Raw genomic sequence first — 18,323 nt, forward strand, 5'->3', positions numbered from 1 at the left:
GGTGGGCATGGAGTTGCCCGAGGAGGTCCACGGCGAGATCGGGCGGTTGTGCCGGGAGGGGGACGCGCTGCTCGGGGCGGCGGAACTGGTCGAGGCCAAGCAGCGTTACGTCGAGGCCCTGCGGCTGTTGCCGGGCGATCACCGGCAGTGGGCGGCGGCCACCTGGATCTACGTCGCGATCGGGGACGTGCACTTCCGGCTGGGCGTCCACGACCGGGCGCACAAGTGCTTCCGGAACGCCGTCCAGTGCCCCGGGGGGCTCGGCAATCCGTACGTCCACCTCCGGTTGGGGCAGACCGCCTTCGAACTGGGCGACCACGACCGTGCTGCGGATGAGTTGATCAGGGCCTACATGGGTGCCGGGGCCGAGGTCTTCGAGGGGGAGGATCCCGCGTACCTCGGGTTCCTGAGGACCAGGGCGGAGCTGGACCGCCCCGGCCCCGGGGCCCCGGACGGCACCTGACCGGCCCGTTCCGGCAGGTCAGGGGCGGTCCGCCCCCGGGGTGTCGAGGAGGTCGGTCACCAGGCGCTGGGCGTAGGTGGCGTCGAGGCCGGACGGGCGGAAGAGGATGCGGTACATCAAGGGGGCGACGACCCGGTCCATGGTCGTCTCGACGTCGGGGGCGGGCTCGCCGCGGTCGGTGGCGCGGGTGAGGACGGCGTCGAGCTGTTCGGCCGCGTAGGCGGAGCACTGGCCGGCGTTGCTGCCGTCCGGGTCGCCGAGCAGCGCGTCGCGGGTGTAGGCGCGGCCCGAGGGGGAGGCCATCTCGTCGAGGAACTGTTCGGCCCAGGCGGTGAGGTCGGCGCGCAGGTCGCCGTGGTCGGCCGGCGCGCCGTCGGGGCGCAGCCGTTCCACGGCGACGTCCGACAGCAGCTCGGCCAGGTCGCCCCAGCGGCGGTAGATCGTCGACGGGGTGACCTCGGCGCGCTGGGCGACCAGGGGGACGGTGAGCGCGTCCCGGCCCACCTCGGTCAGGAGTTCGCGGACGGCGGAGTGCACCGCGGCCTGGACCCGGGCGCTGCGCCCGCCGGGGCGGACCATCTGCTTGCGGCTCATGACTCCACTTTAAAGCACAGTTCTTGCGTTTAGCGGACGTCTCATTGGGGGCCTTGAATCGAGTGCGAGAGTTCCGGCCCGGGTGATACACGGTCTGCGTGACTGAGCAGTTCCCAATCCGCCTGGGATCGATCGGCAGGACGTCGGGCGGGCGTCGGCGGCGAGGACGAGTTCTTTGTTCGTCCTGCGGGTGGCCCGGCGGGCTGACCGGTCGGAGACCAGGCCGGCTGTGGCGGCTTGGGTCTCGGCGAAGTATTCGAGGCGGCCGGTTTGGCGCTGCGCCACTGCCTTGCCGGATCGTGGCGGACGGCGTGGAGCGGTCCACTCCTGACAGCGCAGCCAGGGCCGAGTGCGGAAGAGCGTGTCCCAGGTGCGCGAGCGTGGCCGGCACCCGGTCGACGCACACCGGACGATGCTTCGGGCCGGCACCAGCCTCGCGCCGCCTACGCCTGCCGCCGCTCCCACTGCTCCTTCGTGATCTCGTACCGCACACCGCCGAGCTCGGAACCCTCGACCGCCATCATGAAGTCCGGCGTGGGGATGTTCTCCGCGAGCGTCATCCCGAGCTTCTCCATGACGTTGCGCGAAGGGCGGTTCACGGTCATCGTCTCGGCCCAGACCATGCGGATGCCGAGCTCGCCGAACCCCTTCACCAGCAGCGCCTGCGAGACCTCGGTGGCGTAGCCCCGGCCCCAGGCCGCCTGGCGCAGGCGATAGCCGAGTTCGGCCTCCTCGCGCGGGCCGCTGCGCCGCGGGCGCAGGCAGAACCAGCCGACGAACGCGCCGCCGTCCTTCTCGTGCGCGGCGAACAGGCCGAGGTCATGATTCCAGCGCTCGTAGCCGGCGAGGATGCTGGGGATGGCGAGGTCGCGGACCTCCTCCGGCGGGGTCGGAGCGCCGCCGTTCAGGTAGCGCATCACCGCCGGGTCGCTGTCCAGCTCGATCAGCAGGTCCGCATCGGCGGCGGCGAAGGGGCGGAGGATCAGGCGCTCGGACTCGAGGTAGGTGGTCACGTGAGGATCTTGGCCGAGACGGGTCGGGCGGTCCAGGGAGTTTTCGTCCCGGGGTTTGGAGGTCAGGTTCCGCGTCAGATCGGCGTGCCAGCCACGGCGGCCCTGCTGTCCGTCGTCGAGGTGAGGCACGGGCCTGCCCGAACGTGATCACGAGGTCCCGGGGCCCGCTTCCGGCCCCGGGACGGGATATCCGATCTGCGTCAGATCCTCATTGAGATCGGCGAGGTCGACATCCGGGTTCAGTGCGGATACGACGCTCTGGGTGAGAGGTCGCAGCGCATAGACGTGACGAACGGCCTCGATGTCCACCGCGACCTCGTAGTACTCCTCCGCGAACTGTTGATATGCCTCGGGACGGCCATCGGTCAGAACGTCGAACAACCATTCCGCGCTGCCGCCGTCCTCCACCCCCGCCGGCAGGGCCTCGATGGCCCCGGCCCTCCACGCGGAGCCTGCCTGTTCACGCCAGAAGCACACGGTTGCCCGCGGTGTCCCGTCCTCTTCGCTGAACGCAGGCTCCGCGACGTGAGGCAGAAATGCCGCCGGCACCCCGTCGAACAGCCCGGGCCACGGGACCGGGGGCGTGACCCGATACGGACTCATCGGCGACTCATGATCGAAGCCACGGGCATACGCGCCCGCCGGCGAGAAGACGATCGAGTAGTCATTGCCGCACCCGTCACGCATCGAGGCCATCTCCTCGGTCGGCGACCAGCGGGAGTCGAACGAGTAGAACCGGGACTCCCAGTCCGGGCTCAGGACGGCGTCCAGGACGGCCATGGCGCGGGAGCGATCCCGAACGGTAGAGATCTCCGGCAGCTGACGGGTTACTTCATGGACAGACATGTGCCTCATCCAAGCCGATCCCGCTGACAGAACCCACACCGCCCACGTGACATCGTGGATTCCACAGAAACGCACCTTCGGCTGGCTCATGAACCACCGCCGCCTGGCCCGAGACCACGAAGCCCTCCCCGCCCGTTTCGAAGCCATGGTCCACGTGGCGATGATCAACCTCATGACCCGCCGACTCACCAGCGAAGCCACCCCCACCTGGCATGGAACCTGACCTCAGAACTCGGTTCTGGCACAGATCTTGGGGAGCGGTCGCGGAAGGTGACAGGTTCGTTCGATTGCAGGGAGGGCCACGACCCTGGAGACCGTCAGCGTTCACGCATTCTGGTCCACCACCAGCGCGTCATCGCCCACTCACTGTAGTTGGGCTCCGGCAAGGTGCGGCGCTCGAATTCCTCATCGATACGCGCGATCAATCGACCCAAGTCCCGTTTGGCTCCGGGCGGCAGGTGCAGCATCGCCCACTCCAGGTCATCACGGGCATCTCCCACCCCCGGCGAATCAAACGCGGAGGCGTCCAGGTAGCGTCCGGGCTGCTTAAGCGCCCACTCGAAACGCCAGATTGCCTTGGCGACCGCGTTGGGCCACATCTCCTGGTCCTCGACCCGGCGGATCGCTGCACGAGTCCGCGCGGAGACACCAGGGACCCTCAGGACCGGATACTGCCATCGTGGCCGCCACCGCTCTGCACGGACGGCCTTGGGACGCCTACGCGGCATCGCCCTTTCGGATCAACATGAGGTCATCCTGCCACGGCTGGGTACCTGCATGCACTGGCTATATGCCCGCCGCGGCAGGGGTTCCTACTGTCCGGTTCTCGCGCGGCTCTTGGGGAACATCGCGAAGTGTTACTGGAGAAGGATCATCTTGCGGAGCAGCTCGAAGCCGGCGCGACCGTAGAGCTGCCGCTTGATCTTCTTGATGCGGTTGACGGCGCCCTCGATGCTGCCGGAGCTCCAGTCGAGAGTGAGCCCTGCTGTCACGGCGTCGAGGTCTCGGAGCAGGTGGAGTGCGAAGCCGGTGAGGCCCGGTAGCTGGCTGGCGTCGACTGCGTCGATCCAGGCGGGGAGTGTGGAGCCGAGGCGGTCGGTGAGGATCTCGCCGAAGTCGCGGACGTGTCCAGCGGCCTTGTCCAGTTCGGGGCAGCGGGCCAGGACCTCCTTCAGGCCGGCCCGGTCCTCCTCGTTCAGGGTCGAGGGGTGTCGGGTGAGCCAGCCGGTCACCTGCCGCACCGTCGGCGGTCGCGGCGGCGCGCCGGCCGGAGCCCCGCGGAGGGTGGCGATGCGGGAGCGGTCCATCTGGTAGGTGACGGGCGCGTTGTCGGCGACGAGTTCACTGTGGAGGTGGGTGACGCTGGTGCATCCCGCGGCGAAGCGTCGCTCCAGGTAGGGCTTGTTGGGGTCCAGTCTGCTGGGCCGGGGGCGGTTCTCGCGGATGGTGTCCTGCCAGCGTGCGGCGTTCGCGTACCGGAGGACGGTGTTGAGGCCCCAGCCCAAGTGTCGGGCGATCGCCCGGCGTGAGTGGCCTTGGGCCAGGAGCTCGTGAACCTGGGCGTGTGCCGCCTTCTTTCTCTCGGCACGTCGGCCGACGGGCTCCGAGTCGTCCTGCGGTCGACCGGAAGCAAGTCCGGTGGCCTCCGGCAGCATGCTGCTGGGCGATGGGTTGCGCAGGCAGTCGCGGTGGGCGGCGACGCAGGTCTCCACGGCCCGGCCGAAGCCCTGCCACAGAGGGAACCGGCCAGCGACCTGCAGAGCGTCAGGGGTACCGCGCCGTGCGCCTTCGGCGGAGGCGCCCGCCCGGTCCCGGCAGATGATCTCCACGCCGGGGTGACGGACCAGCCACGCAGCCAGCGGCCCGGCCTCACGTGTCGGGAGCACATCGACCACGCGGTGGTCTTCGACGCTGGTCAAGACGGTGGAGTAGGTCTGGCCACGACGGATCGCGAAATCGTCCACGCCCAGCACACGCGGCGTGCTGAACGCGGGATCGGGCAATGCCATGACCCTGCGCAACAAGGTCATCCTTCCCGCGCCGAAGCCCAGCTGGGCTGCCAGCCGGGCGCCGGCCCGACCGGCGAGCGCGAGCCCTCGCGCTCCAGGGCATGGTTGAGCCGGGTGGTGAACCGTGCGTACGGGGCAGCCAGCCGCGAGAACCGCTCAGCACACGTCCGACGCGGACAGTCCGCCGCCCCACAGATGAAACGCCGGACCACCAACCGGATCACGAAGCCCTGCTCAGCGAGCGGAAGATCCTTCAATCTGCGGCGATATCGGTCGTGCACCGGGTCCGAGAAGCGGCCACAGTCCAGACACTCCGCCCCGGCACCCCGGCACCCCGGCCCCGCGCCACCACCTCGACCGTACCGAACAAGGCGGTCACCGCCTCGACGTCCAAGTCGTCGATCCCGTCGAACACGAGCGAGTCCCAGAACGATGCAGTGGTCTGCATGACCAGCACGATCACCGCCACCGGCCGACCACGGCAGATACCACAAAGGAGGTGATGGAGCGTCACTTCCGGCTGTCGGGCAGCCAGGCGTACGCGGTCTCACGCGACCCAGCCCCTCGCAATCGAACACCAAGGTGACGTTCCGCGACCGCTCCCCAAGATCTGTGCCAGAACCCAGAAGTCAGGGACGAAACGCCCAGTCAGCGGGGCTCGCTCGGCAGGTCGGCCCGGCTCGCGAGTGCCCGGGCGGGCTGCGCCCGCTCCGGCTGCGTCGGCTCCGGCCGCGTCCGCTCGTAGGCGTGGCCCACCCGCAGCAGGGTCCGTTCGCCGAGGGGGTGTCCGAGCAGTTGGAGGCCGATGGGCAGGCCCGCCGTGTCGTGGCCGGCCGGGACGGACAGGGCGGGCACCCCGGTGATGTTCGCCGGGGCGGAGAGGCGGACGTAGGCGTCGGAGACGCCCTCGACCGTGCCGTCGGGCCAGGTGACGGTGGCCTGGCCGACCCGGGCTGCGGTCATCGGGACGGTCGGGGCGGCGAGCACGTCGACCTCCTCCAGGGCGCGGGCCCACTCGCCGCGCATCAGGGTCCGGGCGCGTTGGGCGCGCAGGTAGTCGCCGGCGCCGAGCAGCTCGCCGGCCTCCAGCAGGACCCGCACGTCCGCCCCGTACAGCTCGGGGACGGCGCGCAGGGTGCGCGCATGGTAGGCGGTGGCTTCCGGCACCATCAGGCCCCACTGGGTGGCCTGGAGGTAGCGGGTCAGCGGGATGTCGACCTCGACGGGCCGGGCGCCGAGCTCCGCCAGGTGGCCGACGGCCCGGTGGACGGCATCCGCCACCTCCGGGTCGACGTGGTCGAAGTAGTGGTTGGTCGGCACGCCGACGCGCAGGCCCGTCAGGTCCGCGGCCCGGGCGAGGTCCCGCTGCGGCCGGTGGTCGACGGCGGGGGTGTCCAGCGAGGCGGGGTCGCGCGGGTCGTGACCGGCGAGGGCGGTCAGGACGAGGGCGGCGTCCTCGACGGTGCGGGTGATCGGCCCGACGTGGTCGAGGGACCAGGACAGCGAGGTGACGCCGTGCCGGGGGACCAGGCCGTACGTCGGCTTGAGGCCGACCACGCCGTTGAGCGCGGCGGGCACCCGGATCGAGCCGCCGGTGTCGGTGCCGAGCGCGAAGGTCGCCGCCCCGGCCGCCACCGCGACGGCGGACCCGCCGCTGGAGCCGCCGGCGACCCGGGAGGCGTCCCAGGCGTTGCCGGTCTGCGGGGTGGTCAGGCCGTAGGCGAACTCGTGGGTGTGGGTCTTGCCGACCAGGACGGCGCCGGCGGCCCGCAGCCGGGCGGTGACCGTACTGTCGGCGCTCGCGCGGTGGTCGGCGCGGACCCGGGAGCTGGCCGTGGTCGGCAGGCCGGCGACGTCGATCAGGTCCTTGAGGCCGACCGGGACGCCGTGCAGCGGCCCCCGGTACCGGCCCCGGGCGATCTCCCGCTCGGCCTCGCGGGCCGCGGCGCGGGCCTGCTCCCCGGTGACCGTGACATAGGCCCCGACCTGCGGCTCAACCCGCTCGATGCGGTCGAGGACGGAGTCGACCAGTTCGACGGGGGACAGTCGCCGCTCCCGGATCTGCTCGGCGGCCTCGGCGAGGGTCAGCTCATGCGGCTGCATCGTTCTTCTCCTGCTCCTTCTTCTCCTGTTCCGGCTCCTGCTCCGGCTCCTGGTGGCCCGCGTGCTCCTGCGTCGCGCGGTAGGCGCTGCCGGGCGGGGTGTCCCCGAAGTCCAGTTCGCGCAGGACGGCGACGACGGAGCGGATGTGCTCGGCGGTGGCCGTGACCTCGGCGTGGCGGTCGTCGGGCAGCGGGAGTCCGGCCAGGGCGGCCCAGCGGGCGGCCTCGGGCGGGGTGAGGGCGGGCGAGGACATGGAGGATCCCTCTTCCGGTCGGGCGGGAACGGCGGAGCGCCCCGCCGAGAAGCTAAAAGCTAACGGCTTGCGTTAGTGCGACTGTAGGTTCTATCGTCACTTAACGCAAACACATTGCTTTTACGGGAGGGAGTCCCATGTCCGGCCTTCTGTCAGGCCCCCTGTCCGGCCGTCTGACCGGCCGTCTGACCGGCCGTCTGTCCGGCCCCGTGGCGCGCGCCTCCGTCCACCGGAGGAACCGCGCGGCGACCTTCGCCCTCGACGCGTCGGTCCTGGCGGCCCTGCTGGCCGCCTCCAGCGCCCCGACCCCGCTGTACCCCGTCTACCAGGACCGCTGGGGCCTCTCCGCGCTCGCCGTCACGGTCGTGTTCGCCGCGTACTCCCTGGCCCTGCTGTCGGCCCTGCTCACCACCGGCGCGCTCTCCGACCACCTGGGACGGCGCCCCGTACTGGCCGGCGCACTCCTCGCGGAGGCCGCCTCGATGCTGCTCCTGGCCTCGGCGGACGGCGCCGGCTCCCTGACCGCGGCCCGCCTCCTGCAAGGAGCGGCGACCGGCGTGGCCACCAGCGCCGCCGGCGCGGCCCTCCTCGACCTGGCTGACCCCCGGCACCCCGGACGCTCCGCCCTGACCAACACCATCGCCCCGGTCGCCGGCATGGCGGCGGGCGTCCTCGGCTCCACCCTGCTCGTCCGCTTCGCCCCGGCCCCCACCAGCACCGTCTACCTGCTGCTGGCGGCGCTCTTCGCGGCCCAGGCGATCGCCGTCGCCTTCACCGCCGAGACGGCCCGCCGCCACCCGGGCGCACTGCGGTCGCTGCGCCCGCGACTCGCCCTCCCGCCCGCGGCGCGCCGCACCCTGCTGACCACCGGCACCGCCGTCGTCGCCGTCTGGGCCCTGGGCGGCTTCTACTCCTCCCTCGGTCCGGGCCTGGTGCGCCTGGCCGCCCCCGAGGCCCCGCAGGCGGCCCGCGGCATGGTCTTCTTCACCCTCAGCGCCACCGCGACCCTCACCGTGTGGGCCCTGCGCCGCGCCGACCCCCGTACCGCCGTCACCCTCGGCTGCCTCGCCGTCCTGCCGGCCGCGCCCCTCGCCCTGGCCGGACTGCACGGCGCCGGAGCCCCCGCCGTCCACGGCGGCGCGGCCCTGGCCGGCGCGGCCTTCGGCGCCGTCTCCCAGGGGACCCTGCGCCTGCTCCTCGCCCCGCTCGCCGAACGGGACCGCGCCGCGACCCTCGCCGCCTACTACGTGCTCAGCTACCTCTCCATGAGCCTGCCCGCCATCGCCGCGGGCGCCGCCACCCGGCAGTACGGGCTCGGGACCACCTCCCACGCCTACGCCGCCGTCGCCGCCCTGCTCGCCGTGGCCGCCCTCGCGGCCCTCGCCGGGTCACGGCGCCGGTCGGCCGCGGCCCACCCCGACCACTGACGAACACCCACCGACGTACAGCCCACCGAAGAACAGAGGAACGACAGACCGTGCAGACCCCCTCCGCCACCACCGCCCCCTCCTGGACCGTCGGCGACCTCACCGTCCACCGCATCGACGAAGTCCCGCTGCCGCCGGCCACCGGGCCCTGGCTGCTGCCCGACGCCACCCCCGAGGTGGTGGCCGGCCAGGACTGGCTGCGTCCCGACTTCGCCGGCCAGGACGGCGTCCTCCACCTCGACAGCCACAGCTTCGCGTTCGTCGTGGACGGGCTGCGGGTGCTGGTCGACACCGGCATCGGCAACGGCAAGCAGCGCGCCAACCCGGCCTGGCACGACCTGCGCACCGACTACCTGGAGCGCCTCACCGCGGCCGGGTTCGCGCCGGAGACCGTCGACCTGGTGGTCCTCACCCACCTGCACGCCGACCACGTCGGCTGGAACACCCGGTGGGAGGACGGCGCGTGGGTGCCGACCTTCCCCGCCGCCCGCTACCTCACCGCCCGCGCCGAACGGGAGTTCTGGGCCGGGTACGACATGGACGAGGCCCGTGCGCAGATGTTCCGCGACTCCGTAATCCCGGTCGAACGGGCCGGACAGCTCGACCTGGTCGACGTCCCGGCCGAGGGCGTGCAGATCGTCCCGGGCCTGCGGCTGATCCCCACCCCCGGCCACACCCCCGGGCACATCGCCGTCGAACTGGCCGACCGCGGCGAGACCGCGCTGATCACCGGCGACTGCGTGCACCACCCGGTGCAGCTCGCCCACCCCGCGATCGGCGCCTGCGTCGACATCGAGCCCGAGCGCTCCGAGGCCACCCGCCGCGCCCTGCTCGCCTCCCTGGCCGGCACCGACGCCCTGCTGCTGGGCACCCACTTCGCCCCGCCCACCGCCGGCCGGGTCGTCGCCCACGGCGACGCCTACCGCCTCCGGCCCGTCCCGGCGGCCTGACCGGTCCCGCCTACGGCCCGTCCCGGCGGCCTGACCGGTCCCGCCTACGGCCCGTCCCCCCGACCTGACCGTCCCCGCGACCTGACCGGGCCCGGCGGCCCGACCGGGCCCGCGCTGTGCCGCTGCCGCTCGGCAGTCAGATGACTTAACAGGCCCCCGGGCCCGGAGGTCAGGCTGAATCGGCAGGGTTTCGGCGAAAGGGCGGTCAGGTGGGTTCGCAGGTGACGACCGCGTCGGTTCCGGAGGACGCGACGGCGACGCTCTGGAGTGCGGAGCTGTCACGGACACTGGTGCCGGTCGAGGTGGTCCCGCTCGCCGGGCGGCCGCTCGCGGGCCGGCTCGCGTCGCACCGGCTCGGGTATGTCCGGATCTCGACGCTGGAGGCCGACGCGGCGCGGGTCTCCCGGACGGCGGCGCTGATCGCACGGGCCCCGCTGACGGAGCCGCAGGTGGGGGTCGGGGTGCAGGTGTCGGGGCGGGCCGTGCTGGAGCAGGACGGGCGGCGGGCGGCCGTGTCGGCGGGCGGGTTCGTGCTGTACGACACGGCGCGGCCGTACTCGGTCGACTACCCGGAGGGTTTCCGCACCCATCTCTTCCACCTGCCGCGCCGGTTGCTGGGCGTGCCGGAGCACGAGCTGCGGCAGGTGGCGGGAACGGCCGTCACTCCGGCCGAAGGGTACGGTTCCGTGCTGGTGCCCTTCCTCAACGCCCTTGCCGCGTTCGCGCACTCCTATCCGGCCCCGGTCGGTGACCGGCTGCCCGGCAGTGTCGCCGACATGCTGAGCACGCTCGTCGCCCAGCTGGCCGCCGTGCACACGGCCGAGGTGCCCGGCGCTCCGAACGAGCACCTGGTGCGCCGGGTGCGGGAGCACATCGACCGGAACCTGGCCGACACGGACCTGTCGCCCGAGACGATCGCACGGGCCCACCACATCTCCGTGCGGTACCTGCACCGGCTGTTCGAGGGCGAGGGCGTGACGGTGAGCCGGCTCATCCAGCGGCGCCGGCTGGACGCGTGCGCCCGGGAGCTCGGCCGCCGGGGTCGCACCGCGCCGACGGTGTCGGCGGTCGCCCAACGCTGGGGCTTCGTCAACCCGGCGCACTTCAGCCGGGCCTTCCGGGCTGCCTACGGCGTCTCACCGCGCGAGTGGCGCGCGCTCCGGACCGCCGACACCGGCTGACGACCTGCCCGGCGCGGCCGGGATCCGTGCACGGACAGGCCACTACGGCCGCCGCTGCGGTCGTACGGTCGGGCGGCGTGCGCGTGGCGCGGGGCGGTGCGGCCGGCACCTCGCCCGGCGGCCACCAGGTGCCCGGCACGCGACCCCGTGCCCGTCCGATCACGCCAGGAGCGACGAGTTGTCCGACACCACCCCCGCGCACCTCCGACGACCGGTGCTCGACCGGGCGCTCCAGGAGTTCCTGGACACCTCCGCCGGACAGGCGGCGACGGAGCTCCCGGACCTCTCCCTCCTGGCCCCGGACGAGGCGCGGGACGTCGGCGCGCCGCCCGGCGGGAAGGCAGCCGGCGGGGAGGCGACGGGCGGGGACCCGGACGATCCGTACGGCACCACCACGGAATGGCTCGCCCTGCCCTGCGGACCCACCGGGCGGGTGCACGTCCAGGTGACCAGACCCGTCGGTGCCCCCGAGCCGAGCCCCGTCGTGCTGTTCCTGCCCGGCCTCGGCTGGGCGCTCGGCGACGCCGCCGTCTACGGCCGGCTGATCCGGGAGTTCGCGCTGGGAACCGACGCCGCCGTGGTGTACGTGGACTACGCCCGGGCACCCGGGGCCCGTTACCCGGTGGCCGTCGAGCAGTGCTACGCCGTGGCCCGTTGGATCCACGCGCACGGCCGTGAGGCCGGCCTGGCGGGAGACCGGATCGCCGCCGTCGGCGACTCCGCGGGGGGCAACCTGGTGGCGGCGCTGACGCTGCTCGCCCGGCAGCGCGGGGACGTACGGCTGGTGCACCAGGTACTGCTGTGCCCGGTGACCGCCGCGGACTTCGACACCCCGTCCTACCGCCGGTTCGCGACGGGGTACTTCCTGCACCGTGACCACATGCGCCGGTTCTGGGACGACTACCTGCCCGAGGTGGACCGACGGCGGGAGGCCACGGCCGCGCCGCTGCGGGCCACCCTGGACCAGCTCGCCGGGCTTCCCCCGGCGCTCGTGGTCACCGCCGAGGCCGACGTGCTGCGGGACGAGGGCGAGGCCTACGCGGCCAGGCTCCGTTCGGCGGGCGTCCCGGTGGTGGCGACGCGCTACCAGGGGGCCGTGCACGGCTTCCTCCTCCTCGACGGGCGCCATCCCACCGGCACCGCCAGGGCCGCGCTGATCCAAGCCGTCGACACCGTGCACGTGGCGTTGCACCGCCGTTCCTGAGGCCGGTGCTCCTGGTGAGGCCGGTGCGACGCCGGGGCGGTGATGCGCGGAGAGTCAACAGGGGATACGCGCAGAGCGCACCACGCCGTGTTGCGGCGGCTAACGTCGGCGTCCGCCGCCGGGCCGCCCGGACCGCCCCGCCGCGAGTTCGGCCGCGAGACGGGGCCAGCACTGTCGGCTCCGACGGCCGATCGATCCGGGAGGAACCCCGTGCCCACCGAACTCTCCACCACGTCCCTGTCCGCCGCCGACCGCGCGGAGTGCTGGCACGAGGCGGTGTCCCGTGCCTTCGTGCCGATGGCGGTGAACCTGCTGGAGGAGGAGCCGTCACCCGGAACGATCGTCAGCCGCCAGCTCGGCCCGGTGCGGATCTCCCGCGTCCAGGCGGGGCCGCAGGTGGTGTCGCGCGGCAGGCACCTGATCGCCAAGGACGACCGGCGGTCACTCATCGTCAGCCTCCAGGAGCGGGGCAGCGCGATCAAGGAGCAGGACGGCCGGGAGGCGCTGATCAGGCCGGGCGAGTTCTCCCTCACCGATTCGTCCCACCTGTTCCGCAAGAAGCTCGACGGCGGATTCGCCTTCACCTCCTTCCAGTTCCCCCGCGCCGACCTGGACGTGCCGGAGCGGGACCTGCGGGCACTGACCGCGACGGCCTTCACCGGCAGCGAGGGCATCGCCGCGCTGGTGGCGACCTATCTCGCCCAAATGGCGCGCGAGGCAGGTGGGTTGGAGGAAGCCGCCGGCCGCCGGGCGGCGGCCACCGCGCTCGACCTGGTGGCCCAGCTCGTCGACGAGCGGCTCGGGCGCGGCCGGGCGCGGACTCCGCGCAACGCGGCCTCACTGGAGCGCGTCAAGGCCCACATCGTACGGAACCTCTACGACCCGGACCTGTCACCGGCCGGGATTGCGGCGGCGAACTTCATGTCGGTCCGCTTCCTCCACAAACTGTTCCAGCCCGAGGGGGTCACGGTCGGCGGGTGGATCCGGACCCAGCGGCTGGAGCGCTGCCGCCGGGACCTGCTGCGCCCGATGGCCGGGGAGTTGGGCGTGGCGGGCGTCGCGAGGCGCTGGGGCTTCGCCAACTCCAGCCATTTCAGCCGCGCCTTCCGCGCCGCGTACGGCATGACGCCCCGCGACTGGCAGCTCGGCGGCGGCGGTCCGGCCGACCAGCACCCCGCCGCGGGCGCCTGAGCGGGCGGTCCCGCGAAGCCCAGGAGATCGGCACCTCGTGGCCACCCACGTGTGGGGCCGGGGTCTCAGTCGATGTGCAGGGTGAGCTGGGCGGTGTGCAGCTGCCCGGCCGTCTGGAACTGGAGGAAGACCCGCCAGTTGCCCGGTTCGGGGAGCAGGGCGTGGAACGTGAGCGTCGGCCCGCCGTGGTCGCCGTTGACCGCGTCGGCCGGGTGGAGGTGGGCCAGCGCCTGGTCGGCCTCGTGGAAGGCGCTGAGGTGGGCGTAGGCGTCCAAGTACGGCTGGAGGTCGGTGACCGGTCGGCCGTCCCGGCTGATGGTCGCCGTCAACTGGTGTGCGCCGGACATCGGTCGGGCGTGCAGGGAGACGGTGTAGCCGTCGACCGTGGTGGAGTCGCTCGGGGCGGGCAGGGGCAGCGGGACGGCTGTGCCGGGCACCGTGACGGTGCGGCTGAGGACGAGTTCGGCGGCGTGGGCGCCGGTGTTCGGGATGAAGTCGGCGTACAGCCGCCAGCTGCCCGGGGTGAGGGCCGCCAGGTCGGCGGTCCAGGTGCCGTCCTCGGCCATCTCCGGGTGCAGGTGCTGGAAGCCGGTGAGGTCGCTGCGGATCGCGTAGAAGTGCAGCTTCTTGGTCTGGTGGACGGCGAAGTCGGTGACCGGGGCGCCGCCCGGGCCGGTGACGGTGAACCGGAAGGCCGTCGGTCGCCCGGCGGGCACGCCGCAGGTCGCGGTGGAGAGCCGGTAACCGTCCTGCTCGGCGGCGAGACCGCGGGCGAGCACCGGGGAGGTGGCCGCCGCCGCGACCGGCGGGGGAGCGGGGGTGGCGGACGGGGCGGACGCGGCCATCCCGAGCAGGAGCAGCACGGGCACGCAGGAGGCGAGCAGCCAGCCCCGGGAGAAGGGGCGAGGGGGCGGAGCGGTCATGGGCAGGCCCTTCCGGTTGCTGGCGGGTCGGAACGGACGCCGTCCGGGACCGAGGGGATTCGGTCCCACTGCTCAGGAGAACGGTGACGTCGCGCGGGATAACCGAAAGTCGACGGCCGCCGCACCGCCCCGCGGCCACCGGGTGACCCCCGTCCTCGCCCGACGAGAGCCCGAGCCGACGCGAACCGGCGAGCCGAGGGGTGCGGCGTCCGTTTGTGGGCGGAGCGGCGGTGGGGTCTCGCTCGTTCATGGCTCTGACCAGGGAGGATTCGGTTGCGGGGGCCTGACAGGTTGTAGCATCGGGTGCTCGCCGGACGGGGTCGGGCGGACCTGAGGGGGCGGGAGTGGCGGACGGCGGGCCGGGCGGGGCACTGATCGGGCGGCAACGGGAGACGGAGGTGCTCACCGCTGCCCTGGTGCAGGCCGTCGACGGCCGGAGCGGTTCCACGGTGCTGCTGCGGGGCGAGGCGGGGGTCGGCAAGAGCACGCTGCTCGGCTGGGTCGAGCGGGCGGCGCGCGAGCGCGGGTTCACCGTGCTGCGGGCGGTCGGAGCGGAGGCCGAGACGGACCTCGCCTTCGGCGCGCTCCACCAGGTGTTCTGGCCGCTGCTGCGGCGGTCCGGCGCCCTCTCGGCGCACCAGCGCGAGGCGCTGGAGAGCGCGTTGGGAGTCCGGTCCGGCACGCCGACCGGATTCGCCGTCGGTGCCGCCGCGCTCACGCTGCTCGACGAGGCGGTGCGGACGGCCCCGGTACTGCTCGTCCTGGACGACCTGCACTGGATCGACTCGTCGAGCGCGACGGTCTTCGCGTTCCTGCACCGGCGCAGCGCCGACCTGCCGTTGGTGATCGTCGGGGCCGGGCGGCCGGACGGCCCGTCCGCCCGGAACTGGTCGGCGGAGGTCCTCGACGTCCGGGCGCTGCCCCGGGACGACGCGGTGCTGCTGCTGGGCGCCCACCACCCCGGCCTCGCGGCGACCACCCGGGAGCGGGTCCTGACGGAGGCGGCCGGCAACGCGCTGGCGCTGGTGGAACTGCCGCGCCAGCTGGCGTCCGCACAGCAGCGGGGGCTCGCGCCGCTGCCGGAACCGCTGCCGCTGGGGCGGAAGCTGGAACGGCTGTTCACGGACCGGCTGGAGACGATGACGCCGGAGGTCGGACGCCTGCTGCTGCTGGGCGCGCTGGCCACCGGACCGGAGTTCGGCGGGGCCGCGTGGCTGCGCGCGGTCGCGGACGACGGCGCGCGGGAGACCCTGGCGCGGATCGAGGCGGACGGTCTGGCCCGGCTCGACGAGGCCGGGCAACTGGCCTTCCGGCACCCCCTGGTGCGCGCCGCGGTGGTCTCGGCGGCCTCGGACGCCGAGCGCCGGGCGGCCCACCGCACCCTCGCCGCGGTGCTCGCGCCCGACGACCCCCGGCGGCTGAGCCACGAGGCCTCGGCCGCCTGGCTCCCGGACGAGGACCTGGCACGCCGCCTGGAACGGGCCGGACGCGAGCTGGCCGGGCGCGGGGGCGACGCGGAGGGCGCGCTCCTGCTCGAACGCGGCGCCGGCCTCAGCCCCGGCTCCTGCGACCGCGCCCGCCGGCTCACCTGGGCCGCGGTGATGGCGGCCCGCGGTGGCCAACTGCGGCACGCCGCGGCCCTGGTGGAGGAGCTGCGGACCAGTACGGTGCCCCCGGACGTCGCCCCGCTGTTCGGGTACGCGGTGGTCTACGCCGACCAGAGCCACCACGTCGACTTCGAGTCCTCCGCCACGCTGCTGCCCGCGGCCCTCGACGCGTTGACCGAGCCGGGCGCCGACACCTTCGGGGGCCTCACGGAGCAGGTCTTCTTCAAGCTGCTGCTGGCCGCCGGCTACACCGACGACCCCCGGATCTGGCGGGCCCTGGAACGGCACCGGGACGGCGTCCCGGAGGTGGGGCGGCTCTGCCTGCGGGCCTGGACCGACCCGGGGCCGGACGCGGCCGCCGCCCTGCGGCGGGCGGCCGAGGCCATGACGGAGGAACAGGAGGCCGGTGCCGCCTGGCTCGTGCTGTGGACGGCGTCGGCGCTCGACTGCCCCGAGAGCGACCTCTGGCAGCGCGTCGCCGGGCTGCACGGCTACGCCACCCAGGGCTCGGTGGCGAAGGCCAAGGCCCACCAGGACTATCTGCTCGGGCACTGGGACCAGGCCGCCGTCAGCCTGCGCGAGGCCGAGATCGCGGACGAACTGGGCTACCACACCAATGCGTTGATGTTCCGCCAGTACCACGCCCACTTCCTGGCCGGGCGCGGCGACGAGGCCGGGCTGAGGGCGGTCGACGAGGTCGTCCGGCCCGTCGCCACCCGGGCCCGGCTGCGGTACGTCCTCGACCGGCTGACCCACCTGCGCGGGCTGGCCGCGCTCGCCTACCGGCGCTACGAGGAGGCGTACGGGCACTTCTGCGGGCTCACTCCGCCCGGACTGCTGCCCGCGGGCCCGCCCTGGTACCACGCGCTGGTCCTTGACCTGGTGACGGCGGCCGTGCACACCGGACGGCGGGACGAGGCCCGGGCCCACCTGGCGGCGGCGCGCGCGGCCCGCTCCGCGGAGATCTCCGACCGGCACGCCTTCCTGTTCGCGGCCGCGGTCGCGCTGGCCGCCGAGGACGACGAGGCCGAGGAGGCCTACCGGGCCGCGTACGCCGTGCCGGGGGCGGAGCGTTGGGCGTTCGAGCTCGCCCGGCTGCGGCTCGCCCACGGTTCGTGGCTCCGGCGGCGCCACCGGGCCGGGGCCCGGGGGGTGCTGCGGGTGGCGCAGCACGTGTTCCGGCGCCTCCGGGCCGACCCGTGGACGCGGTACTGCGAGGAGGAGCTCCGGGCCGCGGGAGACCAGGTGGCGCTGCCGCCGGGCGGCCCGGCCGCGGAGCCCGGCGGCCTCACCGGCCAGGAGCTGAGGATCGCCCGGCTGGCCGCGACCGGCCTGACCAACCGGGAGATCGGGCAGCAGCTCCAGCTGTCGCCCCGCACGGTGGGAGCGCACCTCTACAAGATCTTCCCGAAGCTCGGCATCACCTCGCGGGCCGCGCTCGCGCACGCCCTCGGCAGCGGCTGAGCGGCTGAGCGGCTGGGCCGCCCGCCGCCCGCCGCCCGCCGCCCGCCGCCCGCCGCCCGCCGGCTGCCGCCCGCCGCAGGACGGCGGACGCCGCGGAACCGGCCCACCCCGCCGGGGTGGGCCGGTCACCGGGAGGCGGGTCACCGGGCGGTGTGGACCTCCGCGAGGTAGCCGCCCGGGAACCGCACCATCGCGCTGTCCCGGCCGCCTGCCGTGACCGGCCCCCACAGCACCGTGGCGCCGGCCGCCTTCGCCCGGTCCAGGGTGGCGCCGAGGTCGGGCACGCCGTAGCCGGTCAGCTCGCGGCCGAACGGGTGCGGCAGGTGGCCGTCCGTCACGGTGACCGTGGTGGTGCCGAAGCCGGAGGTGAGGCGCAGCAGCCGGTACGTCGTCCCGGGCAGTCCGATCGCGGCGCCGTCGGCCCGTCGGTCGTCGGAGGTGATCCGGCCGCCGGTGAAGGCGAGGTAGCTGTGCAGGAAGGAGCCGACCGCGTCGGGGGACAGGTAGAGCCGGTTCTCCGGCACGCTCGCCAGGTCCGGGTAGGACGGCGGGGTGGTGTGCACGTAGAGCTGGGCGCTGATGCCGCCGGGGAACTGGACGACGGCGTCCCGGCCGATCGGGTCGGCGAACGGGGCGACCGTCACCGAGGCCCCCTCCGACCGCGCGGCGGCGACGGCCCGGTCGAGGTCGGTGACCAGCCAGCCGGTCCGCTCGGTGCCGAACGGGTACGGGACGGGCGTGGTGTAGTCGAACACCGAGAGCGTGCCGACGGGGGAGAGCACCAGCTCCGAGAGCGTACGGCTGGGGGTCGGCGTCACCTGGGTGGCGTTGGGGCCGATCGTGGTGCCGCCGAAGGTGGCGACCCAACTGGCCACGAAGGCCTGCTCGGTGCCCGGTTCGACGTAGACGTGGGTGGAGTCGTACTGCGGGCCGACGGCGAACTGCCGGTGCGTGCCGGGTGCGCGAGCCGTGTCGCCGTAGGCCGCCGAGGCGGTGGGAACGGCGGTCAGCGCGGCGATCGCCGCCGCCAGCGGGACCAGCCGGCGGGCGAAGCCCTTCATCATGGGGAGGATCCTTCCGGTCGGGGTGTGTCGG

At 73.8% G+C, this 18,323-nt stretch carries 18 protein-coding genes and 1 pseudogene; 8 read left to right on the top strand and 11 right to left on the bottom strand.

All coding sequences use genetic code 11. The annotated features are described in order from the left end of the window. The first annotated feature begins 7 nt into the window (after positions 1–7). Positions 8–463, top strand: a complete 456-nt coding sequence (locus ACFC1T_RS06080; RefSeq protein ID WP_375884155.1) for a tetratricopeptide repeat protein — start codon at positions 8–10, stop codon at positions 461–463. 18 nt (positions 464–481) lie between these two features. Here the strand turns inward: ACFC1T_RS06080 and ACFC1T_RS06085 are convergent, their stop codons facing one another. The 3 genes from ACFC1T_RS06085 to ACFC1T_RS06095 form a co-directional block, all read right to left on the bottom strand. Next, a complete protein-coding gene (locus ACFC1T_RS06085; protein ID WP_375884158.1) occupies positions 482–1,057 on the bottom strand; it encodes a TetR/AcrR family transcriptional regulator in 576 nt (191 codons plus the stop codon). A gap of 443 nt (positions 1,058–1,500) precedes the next feature. Beyond that, the gene (locus tag ACFC1T_RS06090; protein WP_375884160.1) at positions 1,501–2,070 is read right to left on the bottom strand and encodes a GNAT family N-acetyltransferase; all 570 of its coding nucleotides are present in this window, start codon (positions 2,068–2,070) and stop codon (positions 1,501–1,503) included. A 147-nt stretch (positions 2,071–2,217) separates the two neighbouring features. Further along, complete coding sequence (locus tag ACFC1T_RS06095) at positions 2,218–2,916, bottom strand: hypothetical protein (RefSeq protein ID WP_375884163.1); 699 nt, start codon at positions 2,914–2,916, stop codon at positions 2,218–2,220. A gap of 70 nt (positions 2,917–2,986) precedes the next feature. On the opposite strand from ACFC1T_RS06095, the pseudogene ACFC1T_RS06100 reads away from it, so the two are divergent. Beyond that, positions 2,987–3,139: pseudogene (locus ACFC1T_RS06100) on the top strand (IS5/IS1182 family transposase); the annotation flags it as partial. 94 nt (positions 3,140–3,233) lie between these two features. Here the strand turns inward: ACFC1T_RS06100 and ACFC1T_RS06105 are convergent. From ACFC1T_RS06105 to ACFC1T_RS06130, 6 genes are all read right to left on the bottom strand, one after another. Further along, positions 3,234–3,515, bottom strand: coding sequence for a hypothetical protein (locus tag ACFC1T_RS06105; RefSeq protein ID WP_375884166.1), 282 nt, complete (start codon positions 3,513–3,515; stop codon positions 3,234–3,236). Positions 3,516–3,773: 258 nt separating this feature from the next. Continuing rightward, a complete protein-coding gene (locus ACFC1T_RS06110) occupies positions 3,774–4,946 on the bottom strand; it encodes a transposase (protein ID WP_375884168.1) in 1,173 nt (390 codons plus the stop codon). Continuing rightward, complete coding sequence (locus ACFC1T_RS06115; protein WP_375884169.1) at positions 4,943–5,206, bottom strand: hypothetical protein; 264 nt, start codon at positions 5,204–5,206, stop codon at positions 4,943–4,945. Before ACFC1T_RS06115 ends, ACFC1T_RS06110 begins: the two co-directional genes overlap by 4 nt. Then, positions 5,179–5,394: a hypothetical protein gene (locus ACFC1T_RS06120; RefSeq protein WP_375884172.1), complete on the bottom strand. Its 216-nt coding sequence runs from the start codon at positions 5,392–5,394 to the stop codon at positions 5,179–5,181. Before ACFC1T_RS06120 ends, ACFC1T_RS06115 begins: the two co-directional genes overlap by 28 nt. A 179-nt stretch (positions 5,395–5,573) precedes the next feature. Then, complete coding sequence (locus ACFC1T_RS06125) at positions 5,574–7,028, bottom strand: amidase (protein ID WP_375884173.1); 1,455 nt, start codon at positions 7,026–7,028, stop codon at positions 5,574–5,576. Continuing rightward, positions 7,015–7,281, bottom strand: a complete 267-nt coding sequence (locus ACFC1T_RS06130; RefSeq protein WP_375884176.1) for a hypothetical protein — start codon at positions 7,279–7,281, stop codon at positions 7,015–7,017. The genes ACFC1T_RS06125 and ACFC1T_RS06130 overlap by 14 nt, the downstream gene beginning before the upstream one ends. 137 nt (positions 7,282–7,418) lie before the next feature. Between ACFC1T_RS06130 and ACFC1T_RS06135 the strand changes: the two genes are divergently transcribed. The 5 genes from ACFC1T_RS06135 to ACFC1T_RS06155 all read left to right on the top strand — a co-directional run bounded on the left by ACFC1T_RS06135 (position 7,419) and on the right by ACFC1T_RS06155 (position 13,234). Further along, a complete protein-coding gene (locus ACFC1T_RS06135) occupies positions 7,419–8,708 on the top strand; it encodes an MFS transporter (protein ID WP_375884179.1) in 1,290 nt (429 codons plus the stop codon). Positions 8,709–8,758: 50 nt separating this feature from the next. Further along, positions 8,759–9,658: an MBL fold metallo-hydrolase gene (locus tag ACFC1T_RS06140; protein ID WP_375884181.1), complete on the top strand. Its 900-nt coding sequence runs from the start codon at positions 8,759–8,761 to the stop codon at positions 9,656–9,658. Between the two features lie 221 nt (positions 9,659–9,879). Continuing rightward, the gene (locus ACFC1T_RS06145) at positions 9,880–10,839 is read left to right on the top strand and encodes a helix-turn-helix domain-containing protein (protein WP_375884184.1); all 960 of its coding nucleotides are present in this window, start codon (positions 9,880–9,882) and stop codon (positions 10,837–10,839) included. Between the two features lie 178 nt (positions 10,840–11,017). Then, a complete protein-coding gene (locus ACFC1T_RS06150; RefSeq protein WP_375884187.1) occupies positions 11,018–12,043 on the top strand; it encodes an alpha/beta hydrolase in 1,026 nt (341 codons plus the stop codon). A 210-nt stretch (positions 12,044–12,253) separates the two neighbouring features. Continuing rightward, complete coding sequence (locus ACFC1T_RS06155; RefSeq protein WP_375884190.1) at positions 12,254–13,234, top strand: helix-turn-helix domain-containing protein; 981 nt, start codon at positions 12,254–12,256, stop codon at positions 13,232–13,234. A 65-nt stretch (positions 13,235–13,299) separates the two neighbouring features. Here ACFC1T_RS06155 and ACFC1T_RS06160 read toward each other — a convergent pair whose 3' ends face one another. Next, positions 13,300–14,157, bottom strand: a complete 858-nt coding sequence (locus ACFC1T_RS06160; RefSeq protein ID WP_375884193.1) for a hypothetical protein — start codon at positions 14,155–14,157, stop codon at positions 13,300–13,302. Positions 14,158–14,501: 344 nt separating this feature from the next. Between ACFC1T_RS06160 and ACFC1T_RS06165 the strand changes: the two genes are divergently transcribed. Then, positions 14,502–17,228: a BREX system ATP-binding domain-containing protein gene (locus tag ACFC1T_RS06165; protein ID WP_375884196.1), complete on the top strand. Its 2,727-nt coding sequence runs from the start codon at positions 14,502–14,504 to the stop codon at positions 17,226–17,228. A 140-nt stretch (positions 17,229–17,368) separates the two neighbouring features. Here ACFC1T_RS06165 and ACFC1T_RS06170 read toward each other — a convergent pair whose 3' ends face one another. After that, entirely contained in the window at positions 17,369–18,292 is a 924-nt protein-coding gene (locus ACFC1T_RS06170) for a VOC family protein (RefSeq protein ID WP_375884198.1), read from the bottom strand. Positions 18,293–18,323 lie beyond the last annotated feature (31 nt).

The organism is Kitasatospora sp. NPDC056076 (assembly GCF_042266305.1).
Classification (GTDB): Bacteria; Actinomycetota; Actinomycetes; order Streptomycetales; family Streptomycetaceae; genus Kitasatospora.